The 21,714-nt window shown below is 68.6% G+C and carries 16 protein-coding genes; 4 read left to right on the top strand and 12 right to left on the bottom strand.

Annotation, left to right across the window (positions count from 1 at the left end; genetic code table 11):
- Nucleotides 1–13: 13 nt before the first annotated feature.
- Together C1930_RS14990 and C1930_RS14985 are read right to left on the bottom strand one after the other, a co-directional pair.
- Nucleotides 14–1,015: an alpha/beta hydrolase gene (locus C1930_RS14990; RefSeq protein WP_108772081.1), complete on the bottom strand. Its 1,002-nt coding sequence runs from the start codon at nucleotides 1,013–1,015 to the stop codon at nucleotides 14–16.
- A gap of 247 nt (nucleotides 1,016–1,262) precedes the next feature.
- Nucleotides 1,263–2,645 carry an L-serine ammonia-lyase gene (locus tag C1930_RS14985; protein WP_108750776.1) on the bottom strand — a complete coding sequence of 461 codons (1,383 nt, stop codon included), beginning with the start codon at nucleotides 2,643–2,645 and terminating at the stop codon, nucleotides 1,263–1,265.
- A 100-nt stretch (nucleotides 2,646–2,745) separates the two neighbouring features.
- Here C1930_RS14985 and C1930_RS14980 point away from each other — a divergent pair, with 100 nt between their 5' ends.
- Nucleotides 2,746–2,973, top strand: coding sequence for a glutaredoxin family protein (locus C1930_RS14980; protein ID WP_108772080.1), 228 nt, complete (start codon nucleotides 2,746–2,748; stop codon nucleotides 2,971–2,973).
- 79 nt (nucleotides 2,974–3,052) lie between these two features.
- On the opposite strand, the gene C1930_RS14975 is transcribed toward C1930_RS14980, so the two are convergent.
- The 3 genes from C1930_RS14975 to C1930_RS14965 are packed head-to-tail and all read right to left on the bottom strand — an operon-like array spanning nucleotide 3,053 to nucleotide 4,842.
- On the bottom strand, nucleotides 3,053–3,625 hold the full coding sequence (locus C1930_RS14975) for a YceI family protein (protein ID WP_108750774.1): 573 nt from the start codon (nucleotides 3,623–3,625) through the stop codon (nucleotides 3,053–3,055).
- Nucleotides 3,626–3,628: 3 nt separating this feature from the next.
- Nucleotides 3,629–4,201 carry a cytochrome b gene (locus C1930_RS14970; RefSeq protein WP_108756915.1) on the bottom strand — a complete coding sequence of 191 codons (573 nt, stop codon included), beginning with the start codon at nucleotides 4,199–4,201 and terminating at the stop codon, nucleotides 3,629–3,631.
- Nucleotides 4,198–4,842: a YceI family protein gene (locus C1930_RS14965; RefSeq protein WP_108772079.1), complete on the bottom strand. Its 645-nt coding sequence runs from the start codon at nucleotides 4,840–4,842 to the stop codon at nucleotides 4,198–4,200. Before C1930_RS14965 ends, C1930_RS14970 begins: the two co-directional genes overlap by 4 nt.
- Before the next feature lie 165 nt (nucleotides 4,843–5,007).
- Here C1930_RS14965 and C1930_RS14960 point away from each other — a divergent pair, with 165 nt between their 5' ends.
- Entirely contained in the window at nucleotides 5,008–8,556 is a 3,549-nt protein-coding gene (locus C1930_RS14960; RefSeq protein WP_108772078.1) for an ATP-binding protein, read from the top strand.
- A 96-nt stretch (nucleotides 8,557–8,652) separates the two neighbouring features.
- Nucleotides 8,653–12,174, top strand: coding sequence for a hybrid sensor histidine kinase/response regulator (locus C1930_RS14955; protein WP_108772077.1), 3,522 nt, complete (start codon nucleotides 8,653–8,655; stop codon nucleotides 12,172–12,174).
- A 508-nt stretch (nucleotides 12,175–12,682) separates the two neighbouring features.
- Here the strand turns inward: C1930_RS14955 and mdtD are convergent.
- The 6 genes from mdtD to C1930_RS14925 all read right to left on the bottom strand — a co-directional run bounded on the left by mdtD (nucleotide 12,683) and on the right by C1930_RS14925 (nucleotide 18,184).
- On the bottom strand, nucleotides 12,683–14,107 hold the full coding sequence (gene mdtD / locus C1930_RS14950; protein WP_108772076.1) for a multidrug transporter subunit MdtD: 1,425 nt from the start codon (nucleotides 14,105–14,107) through the stop codon (nucleotides 12,683–12,685).
- A gap of 90 nt (nucleotides 14,108–14,197) precedes the next feature.
- Nucleotides 14,198–15,271: a uroporphyrinogen decarboxylase gene (hemE, locus tag C1930_RS14945; RefSeq protein ID WP_108772075.1), complete on the bottom strand. Its 1,074-nt coding sequence runs from the start codon at nucleotides 15,269–15,271 to the stop codon at nucleotides 14,198–14,200.
- 34 nt (nucleotides 15,272–15,305) lie between these two features.
- The gene (locus C1930_RS14940; RefSeq protein WP_108753853.1) at nucleotides 15,306–15,545 is read right to left on the bottom strand and encodes a WGR domain-containing protein; all 240 of its coding nucleotides are present in this window, start codon (nucleotides 15,543–15,545) and stop codon (nucleotides 15,306–15,308) included.
- An 85-nt stretch (nucleotides 15,546–15,630) separates the two neighbouring features.
- Nucleotides 15,631–16,743, bottom strand: coding sequence for a 3-dehydroquinate synthase (gene aroB / locus C1930_RS14935; RefSeq protein ID WP_108772074.1), 1,113 nt, complete (start codon nucleotides 16,741–16,743; stop codon nucleotides 15,631–15,633).
- The gene (locus C1930_RS14930) at nucleotides 16,740–17,282 is read right to left on the bottom strand and encodes a shikimate kinase (protein ID WP_108756910.1); all 543 of its coding nucleotides are present in this window, start codon (nucleotides 17,280–17,282) and stop codon (nucleotides 16,740–16,742) included. Before C1930_RS14930 ends, aroB begins: the two co-directional genes overlap by 4 nt.
- A 74-nt stretch (nucleotides 17,283–17,356) precedes the next feature.
- Entirely contained in the window at nucleotides 17,357–18,184 is an 828-nt protein-coding gene (locus C1930_RS14925) for a kinase (RefSeq protein ID WP_108772073.1), read from the bottom strand.
- A gap of 40 nt (nucleotides 18,185–18,224) precedes the next feature.
- Here C1930_RS14925 and pdxH point away from each other — a divergent pair, with 40 nt between their 5' ends.
- Nucleotides 18,225–18,824, top strand: a complete 600-nt coding sequence (gene pdxH, locus C1930_RS14920) for a pyridoxamine 5'-phosphate oxidase (protein WP_108772072.1) — start codon at nucleotides 18,225–18,227, stop codon at nucleotides 18,822–18,824.
- Nucleotides 18,825–18,899: 75 nt separating this feature from the next.
- Here pdxH and C1930_RS14915 read toward each other — a convergent pair whose 3' ends face one another.
- Nucleotides 18,900–21,689 carry an HD domain-containing phosphohydrolase gene (locus C1930_RS14915; protein ID WP_108772071.1) on the bottom strand — a complete coding sequence of 930 codons (2,790 nt, stop codon included), beginning with the start codon at nucleotides 21,687–21,689 and terminating at the stop codon, nucleotides 18,900–18,902.
- Between the last annotated feature and the right edge of the window lie 25 nt (nucleotides 21,690–21,714).

The following is a 21,714-nucleotide window of genomic DNA, read 5'->3' as shown; positions in this document are numbered from 1 at the left end:
CGGCGGACCGCCGTCAACGCGTCTTCAACGCCTTCAGCAATGCGGCATTGAACTGCTTCGGGTCCTGCACCTGCGGCGAATGCCCCAGCGCAGCGAATTCCACCAGCGTTGCCCCGGGAATGGCGGCGGCCGCCGCCTTGCCCAGTGCAGGGTAATTGCCCAGCGTCGCCTTCAGTTCCGCCGGTGCCTGGTCGCGGCCGATGGCGGTACGGTCCTTCTGCCCGATGAACAGTGTGGTGGGCACCTGCAGGTTCTTCAGTTCGTAGACCACCGGCTGGTTGAACACCATGTCCGACGTCAGCGCCTGGCTCCAGGCCACTGCCTGCTTGCCCGGGCCGGCGTACATGCCCGACTGCATGCGTGCCCAGGTTTCGTAGGCCGGCTTCCATTTGCCGTCGTAGTAGACGTCCAGCTGGTAGCGGCGAATGCTGTCGTAGCTGATGTTCATTTCACCGGCGTACCACGCATCCACACTGCGCCACGGCACGCCTAGCGCTTTCCAGTCTTCCAGCCCGATCGGGTTGACCAGCGACAGGCTGCGCAGGTCCTGCGGGTAGGTAAGCGCGTAGCGCACGCCCAGCATGCCGCCCATCGAATGGCCGACCAGGTGGACCGGCAGTTCGCCCAGTTGCAGGTGCTGCAGCAGGGCGTGGGTGTTGGCTGCCAGCTGCCCGAACGAATACTGGTAGCGCTCGGGCTTGCTGGATTTGCAGAAGCCGACCTGGTCGGGGGCAATGACCCGGTAGCCGGCGGCTACCAGCGGCTTGATGGTTTCCTTCCAGGTGGCGGCGCAGAAGTTCTTGCCATGCAGCAGCACGACCACGCCGATGGGAGTCTTCTTCGGCGCGATGTCCAGGTAGGCCATTTCCAGCGGTTGCTGCTGCGATTCCAGGCTGAAGGTCTTGACCGGGTAGCCGTAGTCGAAGCCCTCCAGCCGCGCACCGTAGGTCGGGGGCGGCGCGGCCAGCGCGGACAGGGGCAGGCAGGAAAGCAGGGCGGCAGCGACCAGGCGCATGGGGTTCTCCGTGGCAGGGAACCCCGAGCCTAACCGCAAAACGTTACCGCCGCCGCCTCCGCCGGTAGAGTCGACTGTCAGTCGACTACCGCGCGCAGCGCGGGTTCCCGCAGCCTGCCGGTAGAGCAGTCGACTGACAGTCGACTCTACCGCCACCGCGCGTAGCGCGGGTTCACGCAGCCTGCAGGTAGAGTCGAGCTTGCTCGACTATCGCGCGCAGCGCGCGCCCCCACCCCCACACACGCGATCAGCATTCGATCACGTTCACCGCCAAACCACCGCGGCTGGTTTCCTTGTACTTGTCCTGCATGTCGCGGCCGGTATCCCGCATGGTCTTGATCACCTTGTCCAGCGACACCTTGTGCTTGCCGTCGCCACGCATGGCCATGCGCGAGGCGTTGATCGCCTTCACCGCCCCCATGGCGTTGCGTTCGATGCAGGGAATCTGCACCAGCCCGCCAATCGGGTCGCAGGTCAGGCCCAGGTTGTGCTCCATGCCGATTTCGGCAGCGTTCTCGATCTGGCTCGGGTTGCCGCCCAGCGCGGCGACCAGGCCGCCGGCGGCCATCGAACACGCAACGCCCACTTCGCCCTGGCAGCCCACTTCGGCGCCGGAAATCGAGGCGTTTTCCTTGTACAGGATGCCGATCGCTGCGGAAGTAAGCAGGAAATCGAACACGCGCTGTTCGTTGGCGCCAGGGCAGAAGCGGTCGAAGTAATGCAGCACGGCCGGCAGCACGCCGGCGGCGCCGTTGGTCGGTGCGGTTACCACGCGGCCACCGGCCGCGTTCTCCTCGTTCACCGCCAGCGCGTACAGGTTTACCCAGTCCAGCGTGGTCAGCGGGTCGCGCATGGCGGCCTCGGGCTTGGAGGACAGCTCGCGGTACAGCGCCGGTGCGCGACGGCCTACCTTCAGCCCGCCGGGCAGCACGCCTTCCTCGCGGATGCCGCGTGCCACGCACGACTGCATCGCGCTCCAGATCTCGCGCAGCTTCTCGCGGATCTCCTCTTCGCTGCGCCAGCACTTCTCGTTCTCGAACATCAGCTGGGCAATGCTCAGGCCGCTGCGCGCGGTCTGCGCCAGCAGCTCGTCGCCGCTCTTGAACGGGTAGGGCAGCGGGGTCTCGTCGGGCACGATGCGGTCGTCGGCGGCATCGTCCTGGTTGACCACGAAGCCGCCGCCCACCGAGTAATAGTCGCGGGTGGCGATCACTTCATCGTCGGCATTGTAGGCGGTGAAGCGCATGCCGTTGGTGTGGTAGGGCAGCTTCTGCCGCTTGTTCATGCCCAGGTCGCGCTTCTCGTCGAAGGCGATCTCGTGCTGGCCCATCAGCAGGATGCGCTTGCTGCTGCGGATGCGTTCCAGCGTGGCCGGAATGATGTCCGGGTCGATCAGGTTCGGGCGCTGGCCTTCCAGGCCGAGCAGGATGGCCTTGTCGGTGCCGTGGCCGCGCCCGGTCAGGGCCAGCGAGCCGTAGACGTCGGCGCGGATGCGCGCCACCTCGTGCAGGCGGCCCGGGTCCAGCAGCCAGCGGTGGATGAAGCGTTCGGCGGCCTTCATCGGCCCGACGGTGTGGGAGGAGCTCGGGCCAATGCCGATCTTGAAAACGTCGAACGTGCTGACAGCCATGGTTGCCGTACTGCGGGTACCGGAAGAGGCCGCTATTCTAGCCGTTCGTGCTGCAGGGCCATGCCTGCGGCGCAGCATTTCCGCCGGCGGAGCCTGAACCGTGCTGACCCTGTTCCAGCGAGACGATTGCCATCTGTGTGACCTGGCCCTGGCCGAACTGGCCAAGGCGCGGGCGCCGGACTTCGATTCGGTGTTCCTGGATGACCAGCCGGCGCTGGAAAGCCGCTACGGCACGCGGGTGCCGGTGCTGCGGCATGAGGCCAGCGGCCGCGAACTGGATTGGCCGTTCGATGCCGCGACCGTGCAGACCTGGCTGGCGGCAGGTTGAATCCGCCGGGCATGGCCCGGCGCTACCCTGTGTCTCCGTTCCACGGTAGCGCCGGGCCATGCCCGGCGGCGGTCCCACATTACTTCGCGTCGAACTTGACGATGGTGCTGATCGCGGTCTCGTCCGGGATGGTCTTGGTATCGGCCCAATCGCCACCGCCCACGCCGAAGTCCAGGCGCTTCACGGTGGCCTTGCCGGTCAGCACCGGCTGGGTGCCCGGCTTCCAGCTGAAAGTGAAGGTGACCGGCTTGCTCACCCCGCGCAGCTCCAGCGTGCCGTCTGCGGCGAACTGGTCGTTGCCCACCGCGCGGAAGCCCTTGGCGGTGAAGTGGGCGGTGGCGAACTTGCCGACATCGAAGAAGTCGGCGCCCTGCAGGGTGGAATCACGGTCGCTGTTGCCGCTCTTGGCGCCGGCCAGGGGAATGGTCACGTCCAGCGAACCTGCGGCCGGATTGGCCGGGTCGAAGCTGAGCTTGGTGCTGAATCCCGGGAAGGTGCCGGTGAAAACTTCGCCGTCGTACTTGCTGGCAAACACCAGGATGGAGCCGGCGCCGGCGGCCTGGGTGTAATCGGCGGCCAGCACCGGGGCAGTGGCCAGCAGGCCGGCCAAGGCAGCGGCCACGGCGGCCGGGGTGGTCAGTTTCAGGGTCATCGGTCAGTCCTTCTGTGGGGTGGCGAGCCAGCCACGCGGCAGCATCCGCGACAAGGTGGCATCACGCTGGAACAGGTGGTGGTAGAAGGCAGCGCCGGCATGGGCCAGCACCACCGCGATCAACAGCCAGAAGCCATATTCGTGCAGGGCGTGGGAGACGGCCACCACCTGCGGATCGGGCCCGCTCAGCTTGGGCACATCCACCAGGCCGAACCAGCGGAACGGGCGCAGGCCGCTGGCCGAGTCGTACAGCCAGCCGGAAAGGGGAATGGCGAACATCAGTACATACAGCAGCACGTGGGTGGCGCTGGCGATGCGCTCCTGCCAGCTGGGCGTGCCCGGCACCGGCTTGGGCGCGCCGGCGTACAGGCGCCAGACCAGGCGCAGCAGCACCAGGGCCAGCACGGTGATGCCGATGGATTTGTGCGCGGTGTAGACCCAGAAATACTTCGGTGTCTTCGGCAGTTCGCCCATGGTCAGGCCGACGATGCCCAAGGCGAGGATCAGCAGGGCGATCAACCAGTGCAGGGTCTGGCTGACGCTGCCCCAGGCAGCGGGCGTGTTCTTGGCGGTCATGGCGTGTCCTTCGGGGCCGTCGGGCTGTCGGAGTGGCTGTCGGGGTCAGGAGTTCCCGGGCGCGCGCTGCGGTCCAGTGCCGCTTCGGCTTCGATTCTGATCTGTACGCTGTCGCCGATCACACCCGGCCAGGCGGTGATGCCGAAGGCGCGGCGGCTGAGCGTGGTGGTGGCCGAGAAGCCGGCGGTGCGGCGGAACGGCGGCAGCGGGTAGCGCTTGACCGCGTTGAGGGTGACATCCAGCACCACTTCCTGGCTGACCCCGCGCAGGGTCAGGGTGCCAACCACGCGTGCATGGGTGGGATCGATCGGTTCCACCCGGGTCGATACGAAGCGCGCACTGGGGAAGCGTTCGCCGTCCAGCAGGCTGCTGGCCAGGGTGGCCTGGTTCCACTTGGCATCGCCCAGGTCCAGTCGCGCCACGGGAATCTCGACCTCCAGCGTGGCCTCGCGCCAGCTGTCGCCATCGAACTGCACGATGCCCTGGCTGCCGGAGATGGTGCCCAGTGCCTGCGAATAGCCGGCGTGGTCGATGGCGAACAGCACGCGGGTGTGCACCGGGTCGATGCGCCAGGCGTCGGGGGCGGCCCAGGCCGGTGCAACCGCAAGCAGCAGGGGCAGCAGGGCCAGGCGTGAACGCATCGGGCACGTACTCGGTTGGAAGAAGCCCCGATCATACGCACAGCACCGCGCTCTGGACGTGTGCACGGCTGCAACAGTTCGTGGTGGCAATGCGGCTGGAAACAGGCTGTTGCAGCAGTGCCGCCGGTGCTGTGTGACAATCGGGGCCAGGACAGGGGGTTCAGGATGAAGACCGGTTGGCACAGGTGGTGCCGTGGCTTGGCCGCACTGGCACTGGTGGTGTCGCTCGCGGCGGCGGCCACACCACAGGAGATGGCAGGGGAAACGCCGCGACTGCGCCGCTTCGGTGCGGCCGAAGGCTTGCCCTCGCGCATGGTGGTGGCACTGGCCGAAGACCGCCAGGGACACATCTGGGCGGCCACCGATGGCGGCCTGGCCCGTTACGACGGCAACGTCCTGCGGGTCTGGCAGCATGACCCCGAACAGGCCGGGTCGTTGCCGGGCAACGAAATCGAAACCCTGCTGATCGATCCGCGCGACCGCGTCTGGCTGGGCATCAACGGCAAGGGTCTGGCCCGCCTGGATGCCGACCGCGATCGCTTCCGTACCTTCGATGGCATTGATGCGCAGTGCCAGGGGCAGTTCTGGACCCTGGCCTATGCCGACGATGCGTTATGGATCGGCACCAGCACCCATGGCGTGTGCCGGCTGGCCGAAGATGGCCAGCTGCAGGTGTTCCGCCACGATGCGTCCGATCCTTCCGGCCTGCCCAGCGACACCATCTACAGCAGCCTGGTGGATGCGCAGGGGCGGCTGTGGATCGGCACCGAAGCGGGCGTGGCACGCTGGGATGGCACCCGCTTCAAGGCCATCGCGGCCGGCGCGCTGAGCCATGTGAGCGTGCTGCGGCTGAGCCGCGACACCGATGGCGCGGTCTGGATCGGCACCCAGAACGACGGGCTCTATCGTGTCGACGCCCACGATGCGGTCAGCCGCCCGGCGTGGCCAGACAGCCCGGCCCTGCGCGCGGCCCTGGTCATCCCGGATCGCCAGGGCGGCTACTGGGCCGGTACTGCGGATGGTCTGTTGCGCGGCGACGCCGATGCGCTGTGGCGCCTGCAGGGTGATCGCGGCAGTGGTTTCCTGACCGGTCACAGCGGCGTGCTGGACATGCTGCAGGACCACGAAGGCGGGCTCTGGGTGGGCCTGCTGACCCAGGGCCTGGCTTATCTGCCCCCCGACTGGCGGCGCTTTTCCACCTGGTACCAGCTGGACGGCAAGCCGTTGGACAGCCAGTACCTGCTGAGCGCGGCCAGTGACGGCAACAACTACTACGTGGGCTCGGCCCATGGCGTCTATCGCATCGATGCGCAGGGCACCTTGAGTCTGTTGGCCAGCGACAAAGAGCTGGGCAGCGGTGCGGTCTGGTCGGTGCTGCCGCGCCCGCAGGGACGCCTGTGGCTGGGGCGAGCCGGTCGGCTGAGCGTGTACGACCCGGCCAGCGGCGCACTGCGCAACCTGCCGATCGGCGGCGGCGCTGACCTGCGCCAGCGCATCGACCTGATGCGGCAGGCGCCGGACGGGTCGGTGTGGATTTCGGTGATGAACCTGGGGTTGCAGCAGCGTGCCGCTGACGGCCGCCTGCTGCGCACCGTTCCGCTGTCGGCCCTGCACGGCGCCTCGGATGTGCCGATCGAACAGATCCGCTTCGATGCGCGCGGCCGGGTCTGGGCCATGGGCGAAATGGGGCTGTGGCGCGAGCAGGCCGACCGTTTCGAAGCGGTGCCGGGGGTATCCAGTGGCGCCATCTACGATCTGGTGTGGGTCGATCCGCAGCAGCTGTGGCTGGCCCGGCAGGGCGCGTTCGAGCGCTACCAGTGGGACGGGCTGACCCTGCGCCTGATCCAGCGCATCGACGCCAGCCACGGCATGCCGCCGGTCAGCATGGGCGGCCTGGCCCTGGCCGAGGATGGGCGCGTATGGGCGACCTCGCCACGCGGCCTGTTGCGCTGGGACCCCAAGCAGCGGCGCCTGCAGCAGATCAACGAACGCGACGGCCTGCCCGACGCCGAATTCACCGGGCGGCCGCCGGCGGTGGGGGCCGACGGTCGTGTGCTGGCCGTCACCCAGACCGGCATGGTGGGGTTCGACCCGAACGCAGCTGACGTCGCGCTGCCCGCATCGCAGCTGGTGATCGCGCAGGTGCGCGTGCGCCGCGACGACGCGCGCGGGTGGCAACCGCTGCCGACGGGCGGCGAGCTGCTGCTTGGCCCGGATGACCGTGACCTGCAGATCGATGCGCGGCTGTTGTCCTATGCAAACCCGCAGGGCAACCGCTACCGCTTCCGCGTCGGTGGTTACGACCAGAACTGGGTGGAGCAGGGCAGCGACGGCCAGCGCACGCTGTCGCGGCTGCCGCCCGGGCCGTACCTGATCGAAGTGCAGGCGGCCAGCAGCAGCGGCGCCTGGAGCCCCTCGCAACAGCTGCAGGTGAAGGTGCTGCCGCCGTGGTGGCGAAGCGGCATGGCCATCTTCGGCTACGTGATGCTGGGCTCGCTGCTGCTGTTGGCCCTGGTGTGGTCGATCCGGCGCCGGCTGCGGCGGCGGCAGCAATGGCAGTTGACCGTGCACAAGCAGCAGTTGGCCGAGCAGGCGTCGCAGGCCAAGAGCCGCTTTCTGGCGACCCTTGGCCATGAAGTGCGCACGCCGATGACCGGTGTGCTGGGCATGAGCGAACTGCTGCTGGCCACCGAACTGGACCCGGTGCAGCGCAGTTATGCCGGGTCCATCCAGCAGGCCGGCAGCCATCTGCTGCGGCTGGTGAACGACGCGCTGGATCTGGCCCGCATCGAAGCCGGCCGCCTTGAGCTGGATATCCGCCCGTTCGATCTGACCGGATTGCTGGACCAGGTGCAAGCCCTGATGCAGCCGATGGCCCACCAGCGCCAGCTCGGCTTCCTGCGCGAAGACCGCCTGCCCGGGCCGGTCAGCGTGAGTGGCGATGAAATGCGGGTGCGGCAGATCCTGCTGAACCTGTTGGGCAATGCGATCAAGTTCACCGAGCGCGGCCACGTCGCGTTGGGCGTGGAGCTGCAGGACGATGGTGGCGTGCTGGTGTTCGAAGTGAGCGACACCGGGCCCGGCATCAGCACCGAGCAGCAGCAGCGTCTGTTCCACCGCTTCGAACAGGCCGATGGGCCGCGCACCGCGTCGCGCTATGGCGGCAGTGGGCTGGGCCTGGCCATCTGCCAGGAGCTGGCGGTGGCCATGGGCGGTCGTATCGACGTGGACAGCCAGCTGGGGCGCGGAGCGCGCTTCCGCGTCCGCCTGCCGTTGCCGTGGGCGCCGCAGGCGTCGCCACCGGCCGGCGAATCGGTTGCCGTCGTTCCGGTGCTGCCGGCGTTGCGCATCCTGCTTGTGGAAGACGACACCACCGTGGCCGAGGTGATTGCCGGCCTGCTGCGCGCACGGGGTCACCAGGTCGTGCATGTGCTGCATGGCCTGGGCGCGCTCGCCGAAATCGCCACAGGCGGCTTCGATGTGGGGCTGCTGGATCTGGACCTGCCGGCCCTGGATGGCACCGCCATTGCGCGCCAGCTGCGGGCGATGGGCTACGAATTGCCACTGGTGGCAGTCACGGCGCGGTCGGACGCCTATGCCGAAACACAGGTGCTGGCCGCCGGTTTCGATGGCTTCCTGCGCAAGCCGGTGACCGGTGATCTGCTGGTGTCGGCCATCGCCCATGCACGCAACAAACGTCAGATCACGGCGTAGTTGCGCAGCTTAATGGCGTGAATTGCGCGCCTTTCGGTTTACCATGCCGACGCCCGCCCTGCGGGCACCATCCATGGACGCGTGAGGAGGCAATCGGTGGCGTATCTGCGGGCGGCGACGCTGCTGCTGATCCTGTTCGCCCTGGTGCCCGCCCTGGCCCAGCCGGTGGCGCCCACGCCCCGCCAGGTGACGGTGTTCGACGGCCTGCCATCGAACACGGTCAATCGCATGGCCGAAGATCGCTACGGTTATCTGTGGATCGCCACCAACGACGGGCTGGCACGCTACGACGGCCGCAACTACCGGATCTGGCGCTCCGAGGATGGCCTGCGCGACAACCGTATCTGGAGCGTGCTGGTCGACGCCCACAATGAACTGTGGATCGGTACCGAGAACGCCGGGCTGGTGCGCATGTCGGCCGACCGCCGGCAACTGCGCTTCTACGACCGCAGCAGCCAGCCGCTGATGGGCAGCAACACCGTGTGGAGCCTGGCGACCACGCCTGATGGCGCGATCTGGTTCGGCACCCATGAGGGCGGACTGTACCGGCTGGATCGCAATGAACGGCTGCAGCGCTTCCTGCCCGAGGCGAACAACCCGCGAAGCGTGCCGGCCGTGTCCGTGCCCTATCTGGCCACGCTGGCCGACGGCAGCCTGTGGGTGGGCACCAAGCACGGCGTGGCGCGCTGGACCGGCACCGATTTCGAGCGGATCGGCAGCGATGTGATTCCCAGCCCGATGATCAACGGCCTCAGTACCGAACCCGATGGCAGTCTGTGGATCAGTACGCTGGCCGGCGCCATCGTGCGGCGGCCCGACGGCCGCTTCGAGGCGCCACCGTGGGCGTTGCCGGCCGGTGACCAGGTACTGGGCATGATGCTGCGCGACGAACAGGGCGGGCACTGGCTGGACACCCGCAGTGGCCTGGGCCGGGGCGTGGACGGCAAGTTCCAGAACGTACCGCTGTACAGCGCCATTGCCCGCGGCCGGGTACGGCCGAACTGGACCGGCGCGTATGAAGACCGCGAAGGCGGCATCTGGCTGGCCAGCACCAATGCTGGCCTGTGGCACCTGCTGCCGCGCTGGTGGCAGTTCTCAGTGTTTTCGCGGCTGGAAGACGATCCCGCGTCGCTGCGCAATGCCTTCGTGCTGGGCACCAGCCCGTCCAGCAGCGGCGGGGTGTGGACGGTGGGCAGCCATGGCGCGCTGGACCGTTTCGACCCGTTGAGCGGACAGATCGAGCAGCACCGCACCTTCGTCAACGGCATGCACTGGTTGACCTCGGTACGCGAGGATCGACGCGGCCAGGTCTGGATCGGGTCCAGCGATGCGGTGATGCGCTATGACCCGCGTACCCGCGAGCTGCGCCGCTGGGGACGTGAGGCGGCCACCGACGCGCCCATGGAGGGCACGGTCGAGGCGATGATGACCTGCGATGGCGACAGCCTGTGGCTGATGCTGCCGTCGGGATTGCAGCAGCGCGATCTGGATGGCCATGTGCGGCGCGAACTGGAAAGTGGTCGCGACGGCCTGCAGTTGGGGCAGTTGAACCTGGACGTGGAATGCGGCCCGCAGGACCACATCTGGCTGGCCAGCAGCCGCGGTCTGCTGCAATGGCTGCCCGAGACCGGCCGCTTCCAGCCCGTGCCCGGCGCGCCTGCGTCGGCGGTCTACGCCATGCATGTGGGCCACGATGGCCAGGTCTGGCTGTCCGAAGATGGTCGACTGGCCCGCTACCATTGGCGCCAGGGGAGGCTGGAGCGGCAGGCGGTGATCGGCGCCGAGCAGGGCTATCCGGCCATCTCCGCCACCGGCGTGGTGGTCGACGCGCAGGGCGTGGTCTGGGCCAGCAGCGCCCGCGGTCTGGTGCGCGTAGGCGCCGACGGGCAGAGCGTGCGCCTGTATGGCGTACACGACGGCCTGCCCAGCCAGGAGTTCCGCGAACATACGCTGATCAGCACCGCGTCCGGGCGCATGGTGGCAGGCACCCCGGCAGGCGTGGTGGTGTATGACCCCGAACAGGTACGCCCGTCCACGCGCCGCGCGCCGCTGGTGATCGAGCGGGTGGAGGTGCGCCGCAACGAACAGGTGCTGGACCTGACCCACGACACGCCACTGCAGATTGCCGACGGTGACCGCGACCTGCGCATCGTCGCGCGCCTGCTGTCCTTTGCCGATTCGGCCTCCAATACCTACCGCTACCGCTTGGCTGGCTACGATCCGGACTGGGTGGAAGTGGGCCCGGCCGGTGAGCGTCTGTTCTCGCGCCTGCCGCCGGGCAGCTATCGCCTGGAAGTGCAGGCACGCTCGGCCGACCATGTCTGGTCGCGGGTGCAGAGCCTGGAATTCCATGTGCAGCCGCCGTGGTGGCGCAGCCTGTCCGGGCTGCTGGTGCTGGCCTCGATCGCACTGCTGCTGACCAGCTGGTTCGCCTGGCTCTACCGTCGCCGCCTGCAGCGCCGCCACGCCTACCAGCTGGCGCTGCACAAACAGGAACTGGCCGAGCAGGCATCGGCGGCCAAGACCCGCTTCCTGGCCAACCTGGGCCATGAGATCCGCACACCGATGACCGGTGTGCTGGGCATGAGCGAGCTGCTGCTGTCATCGCCGCTGGACCCGCAGCAGCGCGGCTATACCCAGTCCATCCGACACGCCGGCGAGCACCTGCTGCATCTGGTGAACGACGCGCTGGACCTGGCGCGGATCGAATCGGGGCGATTGGAACTGCAGTCGCGTCCGTTCGCATTGAACGCCCTGTTGCAGGACCTGGCGGCGCTGATGGGGCCGCTTGCCGCACAGAAGGGCCTGCGCTTCAGCTTGGACAACGCCCTGCCGCCGGGGCTGCAGGCCACCGGCGATGCCATGCGCGTGCGTCAGATTCTGTTGAACCTGTTGTCCAACGCGGTGAAGTTCACCTCGCGCGGCGGCATTACCCTGCACGCGCGCTGCGACGATGATGGCCTGTACTTCGACGTGCGCGATACCGGTCCGGGCATCAGCCAGGAGCAGCAGCAGCGTCTGTTCCGGCGTTTCGAACAGGCCGATGGCGCACGCACCGCCGCCCAGTACGGCGGCAGCGGGTTGGGCCTGGCGATCTGCCGCGAACTGGCGCTGGCCATGCAGGGCCGCATCCGGGTGGAGAGCCAGCTGGGAACGGGAACCGCGTTCGCGGTCTGGCTGCCGTTGCCACTGGCCCTGGAGGAGGGCAGTGACCCCGCTGCCGGTCTGCAGGGTGATGGCACGGCCAGCCCACTGCCGGCGCTGCGCGTGCTGCTGGTGGAAGACGATGGCACCGTGGCGGACGTGGTGACGGGCCTGCTGACCGCGCGCGGTCACGAGGTGGTGCATGCCGAGCATGCGCTGGCGGCATTGCGCGAGATCAGCGCGGGCGAATTCGATGTGGGCCTGCTGGACCTGGACCTGCCCGGCCTGAGTGGTTTCGAACTGGCCCAGCACCTGCGCAACCAGGGTTACACCCTGCCGCTGCTGGCGGTGACCGCACGCACCGATCCGGATCTGCAGCAGCAGGTGGAAGCGGCCGGCATTGAAGGCTTCCTGCGCAAACCCGTGACCGGTGAGCTGCTGGTGGAAGCCATCGCCCGCGTGCTGGGGCGCTAGGGCGTGCTGGCAGGGCTTGCAGCCCTGCACCTGCTGACGTCAACGGCAAAAGCAAAAGCGGGTACCCGTGGGATGGCGGGGCGGTGTGGGTGGGCAGGACACGCCGCAAGTACGTCCGTGTAGGCTCGTAGGCGCCATCCATGGCGCCTGCGGTCCTGCCCACCCACACCGCCCCACCTCTGACAGGTGGCCGGCGTCTGTTGGTAGGTGTCGACCTTGGTCGACACAATCTGTCAGATATCGAATTATCTCTGGGGTCAGAGCCCGTTGCGAAGCAAAGGGATCCGACCCCGTGCCGTTCCGACAGATCGCGGCCAACTGTCGAAGGCGGGGTGGGTCCGGTTGCGGGGGCGTGAGCGCCATGGATGGCGCGACCGAGCCTACAGTGACGTATTTATGGCGTCCCCCGCAACCGGACCCATCCCGCCATCCCTCGGATACCCAGCTTTTGACGTTGACCTTGCCGTTGCTCCAAGCAGGTGCAGGGCTGCAAGCCCTGCCGAAAACACTACTCCGCGACCGATTCGACCTGGCGCGGTTCGGGCTTGGTGTCGGGCAGCTGCCAGAAGATCATCGTCGAGGTGAGGGTGATCGCACCCACGCAGATGAAGGTGGCATGCAGAGCCGCGGTGGCGCCATGGCCTTCCAGGTGCGTGCCGAACGCTGCCAGCAGACTGCCTGCCGCCGCCGCACCGAAACCGGCTGCCAGCATCATCACCATCGACAGCAGGCTGTTGCCGGAACTGGCGAACTCGCGGTCCAGGTCGCGCAGGGTCACGGTGTTCATCACGGTGAACTGCAGCGAATTGACCGCGCCGAAGAACGCCAGCTGCAACAGGCGCCAACCCAGGTGCTGGCCCGGCGTCATCAGGATGAAGCTGGCCATCGCCAGGCCCACCAGCACGGTGTTCACCATCAGCACGCGACGGTAGCCGTACTGCTCCACCAGCTTCACCGCCAGCTTCTTCGACACCATGCCCGCTGCGGCCACCGGCACCATCATCAGGCCCGCATGCATCGGCCCCAGGCCCAGGCCCACCTGCAGCAGCAGCGGAATCAGCATCGGCATGGCGCTGCTGCCGATGCGCGAAAACAGATTGCCCAGGATGCCAATGCGGTAGCTGGGTACGCGGAACAGCGCCAGTGAGAACAGCGGCGCAGTGGAATTGGCCGCGTGCAGCCAGTAGCCCACCAGCGCTGCCAGGCCAGCCACGGTCATCAGCATCACCAGTGCGTGCGGCGTGCCCAGTCCGGAAATGCCATCCAGTGCGAGCGACAGCACCACCATGGCGAAGGCCAGCATGATGTAACCGCGCAGGTCGAAGCGCACGCGGTGGCTGGCGTAGTGGTCGGGCATGATCCTCATGGCGGCGATGAAACCGATCACGCCGATGGGAAGATTGATCAGGAACACCCAGTGCCACGAGGCGATCTCCACCAGCCAACCGCCCAGGGTGGGGCCGATCAGCGGGCCGATCAGCGCGGGAATGGCGATGAAACTCATCGCGCGCAGGAAATCCTCGCGCGGCACCGAGCGCATCACCGCCAGGCGACCGACCGGCAGCAGCATGGCGCCGCCGATGCCCTGCAGTACGCGGGCGCCGACCAGTTGATGCAGGTGCTGGGCCAGCGCACAGGCCAGCGAGCCCAGGGTGAACAGGATGATCGCCACCAGGAAGGTGCGGCGCGTGCCGTAACGGTCGGCGATCCAGCCGGAGGCCGGAATGAACGTGGCCACCGCCAGCGCGTAGCTGAACACCACCGACTGCATCTGCAGCGGGCTTTCGCCCAGGCTGGCGGCCATGGCCGGCAGCGCGGTGTTGACGATGGTCGAGTCCAGCATCTGCATGAAGATGGCCAGTGAAACCAGCCACAGCAGGGGACGGAAACGGGCGTAGTCGGACGGCGAAGCCGGCACAGACGGGTCGGACATGGCGTGGGGAGCCGGTGGAGCGGGGCGGCCATGATCGCCCATGTGAAGTCACGGCGCGATAAACGTCGCACCGTGACGTATTTGACACGATCAGCGGCGGCTGTGGCTGTGTACCGCGTCCACCAGCACCTGCACGTGCGCCGGATCCATGTCCGGCGACATGCCATGGCCCAGGTTGAACACGTGGCCCTCGCGCGAACCGCCGTTGCCGGCGGCGTAGGTGTCCAGCACGCGCGCGGCCGCGGCAGCGATCGCATCGGGTGAGGCGTACAGCGTGGTCGGGTCCAGGTTGCCCTGCAGGGCAACCCGGCCGCCGGTGCGGCGCAGGGCCTCGTCCAGGTCCAGCGTCCAGTCCAGCCCCAGTGCATCGGCACCGGTCTGCGACAGCGCCTCCAGATGCAGGCCGGTGCCCTTGCCGAACAGGATCAGCGGCGTGCGCTCGCTGCCTTCGCCGCGCTCCAGGCCTTCGGCAATGCGCTGCAGGTAGCGCAGCGAGAATTCGCGGTACATGGCCGGCGAAAGCACGCCGCCCCAGGTGTCGAACACCTGCAGGGCCTGCGCACCGGCGGCACGCTGCGCGCCCAGGTAGGCGATCACCGCCTCGGTGGTCACCTCCAGCAGGCGGTGCAGGGCCTGCGGGTGGTTCAGCGCCATCGCCTTGATGCGCGCGAAATCCTTGCTGCCGCCGCCTTCCACCATGTAACAGGCCAACGTCCACGGGCTGCCGGAGAAGCCGATCAGCGGCACCTGGCCGTCCAGTTCGCGGCGGATCAGGCGCACCGCATCCATCACGTAGCCCAGGTCCTGTTCCATGTCCGGCACGGCCAGCTTGGCAATGGCGGCCTCGTCACGCACCGGATGGCGGAACTTCGGGCCTTCGCCCTCGACGAAGTACAGCTCCAGGCCCATCGCATCGGGAATGGTCAGGATGTCCGAGAACAGGATGGCCGCATCCAGCGGGAAGCGGCGCAGCGGCTGCAGGGTCACTTCGCAGGCGATTTCCGGGTTCTTGGCCATGCCCAGGAAGCTGCCGGCCTTGGCCCGGGTCGCGCGGTATTCCGGCAGGTAGCGGCCGGCCTGGCGCATCAGCCAGACGGGGGTGCAGTCCACCGGTTCACGGCGAAGGGCGCGCAGCAGGCGATCGTTGCGAAGGGGGCTGGTCACGATGGGCTTTCCTTGGGCGAAGAGGGGCAGCGGCTCAATCGCCGTGCGAAAGAATCTGGAAGCCGCGATGCAGTTCGGCATCGCGGGCCTTGTCGAAGGCATGGCGGGCTTCATCGGCCTGCAGGAACAGCTCGCGCCGCAGCTGCGAGCGCGCACCGACGCGGCCGCTCTCACGCAGCAGTTCCCAGCCGCCGAACAGGTCCGGCAGCAGGGTCAGGCGCAGGAAACGCGGTGCCTGCGCACCGGCATCGGGATGTTGCAGGTAGACATGCATGGGCCGATTGTAGCGGGGCAGGGGTGAGCCCTGCCGCAACGCCCGCTGGGCAGCGCCGGGCCATGCCCGGTGAACATGGACCCGCTCAGCCCGCGCCCAGCACCTTCAGCACCGCCGCTTCATCCACGTCCGGCACCACTTCGGCGCGGCCCATGCCCCGCCACAGCACCAGACGCAGGCGGCCGGCCACGTTCTTCTTGTCCAGCCGCATGCGGCCCAGCAGGGCCTGCGGGTCCAGCCCGGCGGGAATGGCCACCGGAAGCCCCAGCCGTTCCAGCAGCGCCTGCAGGCGCACGCGGTCGGCATCGTCGGCCAGGCCCAGGTCGGCGGAAAGCCGCGCGGCCAGCACCATGCCCACTGCCACCGCCTCACCGTGGTTCAGGGCATCGCGGCCGGGCGCCGAGTAGCCCTGCTCGGTCTCGATGGCGTGGCCAAAGGTGTGGCCCAGGTTCAACAGCGCACGCTCGCCCTTCTCGAAGGGATCGCGTTCGACGATGGCGGCCTTGTGCCGGCAGCTGCGTGCGATGGCCTCGGCCAGCGCGGCCTGCTCACCGGCCACCAGCGCCTCGGCGTGCTGCTGCAGCCATTCAAAGAACACCGCATCGCCCAGCGCACCGTACTTCACCACTTCGGCCAGGCCCGCGCGCAGTTCGCGCGGCGGCAGCGTGGCCAGCACGCGGGTATCGGCAATCACCGCGCGCGGCGGGTGGAAGGCGCCGACCAGGTTCTTGCCGGCCGGAATATCCACCGCGGTCTTGCCGCCCACCGACGAATCGACCATGGCCAGCAGGGTGGTGGGCAGCTGCACGCAGTCCACGCCCCGCATCCAGCAGGCCGCGGCGAAGCCGGCCAGGTCGCCGACCACGCCGCCGCCCAGGGCGAACACGCAGGCGTCGCGGGTGGCACCCAGCGCGGCCAGTGCTTCGATGGCATGGCCGAATTCGGCCAGAGTCTTGGACGCTTCGCCAGCGGCCAGCACGTGTTCGCCCACGATCAGGTCCGGGCGTGCGGCCAGCAGGGCATTGCGCAGGGCGGCCAGGTACAGCGGCGCCACCTCGCTGTCGCTGAGCAGCAGCACATGGCGGCCGCGTACGTGCGAGGCCAGCGCAGCGCCGTCGGCCTGGGCGCCGGCGCCGATGGTGATGGTGTAGGGACGGTCGCCGGCAACGGCGACCTGCAGCAGGGAAGGGGTGGTCATGCGTTCAGGTCCTGGCGCTGCCATTGCGCGGCCAGCTTGACGACAAGCTGGGCGGTCGCATCGGCGGCGGTGTACGGGTCGGTGTCAAGCGTGATGTCGGCCAGCGCGTGGTACAGCGGGTCGCGCACGGCGGCCAGGTCGTGCAGTACCTGTTCACGGTCCGGGCGCTGCAGCAGCGGGCGCCCCTTGTCGCGGGCCAGCCGTTCCAGCTGGGCCGCCACGCTCACATGCAGGTGCACCACGAAGCCGCGCTGGGCGATCAGGGCGCGGTTGTCCGGGTCCAGCACGGCGCCGCCGCCGGTGGATACCAGCTGGCCCTGGCCAGCCAGTACCTGGGCCAGGGCCTGGCGTTCATGGGCGCGGAAGCCGGCTTCGCCGGAGTGCTCGAAAATGGTCGGAATGCTGGCGCCGGCGGTATCGACGATGGCCTGGTCCACGTCCACGAAGTGCAGCGTGAAGCGTTCGGCCAGGCGGCGGCCGATGCAGGTTTTGCCGGCGCCCATCGGGCCGATCAGGATCAGGTTCGGAGCAGGATTCATGCCCTGTGATGCTAACACCTTCACGCCCCGGGCCCGGCACGATGGTTGCGGTTGGAAGCATCCGCGCGTCGCTGTCAGCGCACGGCCTGCACCTGCCGTTGCCCGTCCAGCTGCACCACGTGGTCGGCCAGCGCGGGCAGGGCGCGCAGCGCCTGGCGGCTGACACGCTCGTAGTACTGCACGAAGCGCTCCAGCTGTGGGCGGGTCATGCCATGGCGACCGGGCTGCGCTGCCTGCAGGTTCTGCTCCTGCTGCCAGCGCCAGCGCGGAACCACCGAGAAATCCGGCGGCTGCAGGAACCACAGGCGGTCACAGCGCTGCCACAGCGCCGGGTAGTGGTCGGCCAGGGCCTGGTTGCACCAGCGCCGCCAGCGCCCGTCCGGGTCGGCCTCGTGCTCCAGCGCGTTCAAGGGGCTGTCCAGTTCGGCATCGGCCTGCGCGGGCGTGCCCAGGAACCAGCCTTCGAACACCAGCAGGTCCAGCGGTGCGTCCAGCGCCGACCACTGCGCTTCGGGCAGGCGCTCATCGGCCAGCTTGTCGAAGCGCGGCAGCGCCAGCGGCTGGCGCGCGGCCACCGCGTCGAGCACTGCGTGGGCCAGCGGCAGGTCGTGGGTGCCGGGCGGGCCGCGGGTGATCAGCAGCGGATGCACCTGGCGGGCCAGACGTTGGCGCTGCGCCCGGGTCAGGTAGACATCGTCGATGGACAGGGCCGCCGCGTTCAGGCCCCGTGACCGGGCGCGCGCCACCACCTGCGCGGCCAGCGTCGATTTGCCGCTCCCCTGCACGCCACTGATGGCCAATACTGGCACCGTGGCGGTACTGGCCAGCGCGTCATCCAGCGCCTGCTCGGCGAGCGCTTCGGGGAATCCTTTCACCACGGGCATGTACGCAGCAGCAACCATGCCGCCACAATAGCCCAATCCGAGTGAGAAGAAGCGAACCATGAGCGACCTTTACGCCGAAGCCCTGTCCACCTTTGCCGCCCTGTTCGAGGAGGCCAGGCAGAGCCGCGAGGTCGAGCCCAATGCGATGACCGTGGCCACCGCAGATGCGCAGGGCCGTCCGTCGGCGCGCACCGTGCTGCTGAAGGCCTTCGATGAGCGTGGCTTCGTGTTCTATACGCACCTGGACAGTCACAAGGGCCGCGAGCTGCAGGCCAACCCGCAGGCGGCACTGCTGTTCCTGTGGCGCAGCCTGCGCGAGGCCGGCATCCAGGTGCGCATTGAAGGGCGCGTGGAGCAGGTGGCCGATGCCGAGGCCGATGCCTATTTCGCCAGTCGCCCACGTATGAGCCAGATCGGCGCCTGGGCATCGCTGCAGTCGAAGACGCTGGCCAGCCGCGAGGAATTCGATGCGCGTGTGGCCGAGGTGGAAGCACGCTTCGAAGGCCAGGACGTGCCGCGCCCGGATGGCTGGAGCGGCCTGCGCGTGGTGCCAGACCGCATCGAGTTCTGGTACGGCGCGCAGTTCCGCCTGCACGAGCGTTGGTGCTACGAAGTGGGTGCCGAAGGGCGCTGGAGCAAGCGCCTGCTGTACCCGTGATCGACGCCGCGGCCGCGCTGTTCTGGTAGTGGCCAACCTTGGTTGGCGGTTTGCTGTGTCGACCCAGGTCGACACCTACCGTGGCGCTGTCAGCAGGCCTTCCAGCGCCTCCACGTCCACAGGGTCGCGCTGTGCAGCCGTCATGAATCGCTCGGCAAATACATCCCACAACCGGCTGCGCAGGAAGTAGCGGAACAGCTCGGCATCCAGATGCTGCTCGTTGCACATCAACGCCATGATGCGCAGCGTTTCGCTGAGCGGCTTGGCCGGCTTGTAAGGGCGGTCGGCGGCGGTGAGTGCTTCGAACACGTCGCACAGTGCCATCACCCGGTCCAGCAACCCCAGCTGGTCGCCGGGCAGGCGCCGCGGATAACCCTTGCCGTCCAGCCGCTCGTGATGGGTGGCGGCCAGCTCCGGCACCATTTCCAGGCCCGGCGGCCAGGGCAGGGCCTTCAGCATCACGTAGGTCTGCACGATGTGGTTGTTGATGCGGAAGCGGTCTTCGTCGGTGAGCGTGCCGCGGCGGATGCCCAGGTTGTACAGCTCGCCGATGTTCTGCTGGCACGGGGGCAGTTCCATGTTGAAGCCGAGCGTATTGCGCGGGTCGCCTGCTTCCACGGCCGGGCGGTCGCTGCCCCACGGCACGCGGTGTTCGGGCAGGTCCTGCAGCAGGGTGGCCGCGGCCGGCAGGGACGGAGCCTGCGGGCGCTGTGCTTGCAGATGGCGAAGCTCGGCGGCCGACAGGCCCAGGCGGTCGTCGAAGTTGCGCTGCCAGGGTTGCTGGCCGATGGCCTGCAGCCGCGCGATGGCTTCATCGGCCATGAATTCGCCGCCCAGGTTGCAGCCGGCCACGAACGCGAAATCATCCTGCAGCTGCTGCTGTCGGCTGGCGAGCTGCGGTGCAGTGGTTTCGCCACGTGCGGCCGACAGTTCCGCATCGCGCCAGAGGATCTCGAAGCGCAGGCGCACCTCGTGGATGCGGTTGCGGATGACCTCCAGCTTGGTCGCCTTGTCCACGATGTGCTCGGGACTGATGACCTTGCCGCAGTCGTGCAGCCAAGCGCCAAGCCGGAACGCCTCACGCTCGCCTTCGCTCATGCGGAATGCAGCGTAGCGCCCGTCATCGGCCTGGTGCAGGTGCTCGGCCAGCTCGATGGCCATCTGCGGCACGCGCTCGCAGTGGGCGCCGGTGTAGGGGCTCTTGGCGTCGATCGCATCGGCCAGCAGGCGGATGAGTGCCTCGAACAACTGCCGTTGCGCCTCGGACAGCTGGCGGGTCTCGATGGCCACCGCCAGCATGCCCGACAGGCGCTGGGTGAACTGCAGGAAGGCCGCATCGTCGTGGGCGGCATCGGTCGGGTGCTCCAGGACCAGCAGTCCCTGCAGGTTGCCCTGCCGGCCGCGCAGGGGCAGTCGCAGTTGTCCGGCCGGTGGCTGGTCGTGCACCGCGTCGGTCGGCCACGCGATGTGCGCCGGCAAGGGCGTGTACAGCGTGCCCACCAGAGCCGCGCGGTGCAGGGCACCGGTGGGTGCATCTGGAAGATAGACCGCCGCCGCGCGAGATTGGGTGGCCTTGACCATTTGCTCCAGCACCCGCTGCAGCATGCGCTCCATCTGCGGCTCGGTGGCCAGGCATTCGGTCAGGTCCAGGAACGCGGCAATCGTGCCGCCCATATGCTGGATGGCCTGCGACAGCTCGCTCACCTCGCGCACGCGGCTGGCAGGCAAGGGCGCGCCGGTGAAGTCGAAGCGGGCAATACGCAGGCTGCGTTCGCGCAGGCCGACCAGGCTGCGGCCCAGGGCGCGCCCGGCCAGCCAGCCCAGTGGCAACAGCAGCAGGGTCAGCAACAGCGCCAGGCCCAGCGTCTGCGCGGCACGCCGGCGCGCGTCGGCCGCCAGCTCATCCATCGGCAGCGCTTCCAGCAGATCGAAGGTCTGCCCGTGCCCGGTCTGCAGCCGCGAACGCAACCCGATCCAGGTGCGACCTGCGGTGTTGAACTGCACGGGCAGGCCGCTGTGCGTGGCGCGTGCCTGGGCCTGCGCCAGCGGGGTGTGGCCTGCTGGCGCGGCCAACGTGCTGGCAACGATCTCGCCGTTGCCGTGCAGCAGGGCCAGCTCGGTACCCGGTGTTGCCCGCAGCGTGGCCAGCACCTGGGCCAGATCGTCCAGTGCCACATCTACGCCGACCACGGCGTCGGCGGTGGTGGCGCGTTCACTGAGCGTGACGCCCATGCGGCCGGTGGTGGCAAAGCGATACGGCACCGAGACATGCACGCTGCCCGGGCGCTGCCACGCCTGCTGGTACCAGCTGCGCTGGCGCGGATCGAAGTCGTGGCTGGGCCATGGGCGTGTCGGCAGCGGCTGGCCTTGCGCATCCAGGAAGTGGAAGCGTGCCACGCGCGTGCCGTCGACCTGTTGGCTGAGCGTCTGCAGCAGCATGTCGGCAGTACTGGGCGCCGCCACGCTTTCGCGCACGGCCGGCACCGCCAGTGATCGGGCCAGCAGCAGATCGCCATTGGGGTAGGCCACGTACACCGAGGCTGCCACCGGCGCCGCGCGCAGTGCGGCCAGCAGCGGCGCGGCATGGTCCAGGCGGCTGCGTTCGTCGGCCAGGGCGGGCAGCTGGCCGGCGCCGATCTGGCCCAGCGCCACCTGTGCCGGGGCAAACTGCAGGCGCAACTGTTCGGCCAGCAGGGTGGTATCGCGCAGGGCGCGCTGCCGGGCATCCGCGCCCAGGCGCTGGTAGGTGGCAATCACGCCCCAGCCGATCAGCAGTGCGGCGACCAGGGCCATGCAGGTCATGGTCAGCGCGGTGATATGGACGCGGATGCGGAACTGGCGCGGACCCGGTACGGCGTGGCTCATCAGGCTTCCCCCCTATGCCGATAGC

Origin of the sequence: Stenotrophomonas sp. SAU14A_NAIMI4_8 (genome assembly GCF_003086695.1) — a bacterium.
Taxonomy (GTDB): domain Bacteria; phylum Pseudomonadota; class Gammaproteobacteria; order Xanthomonadales; family Xanthomonadaceae; genus Stenotrophomonas.
Note: the sequence above shows the minus strand (reverse complement) of the source record. Positions and strands in the feature narration are given on the sequence as shown.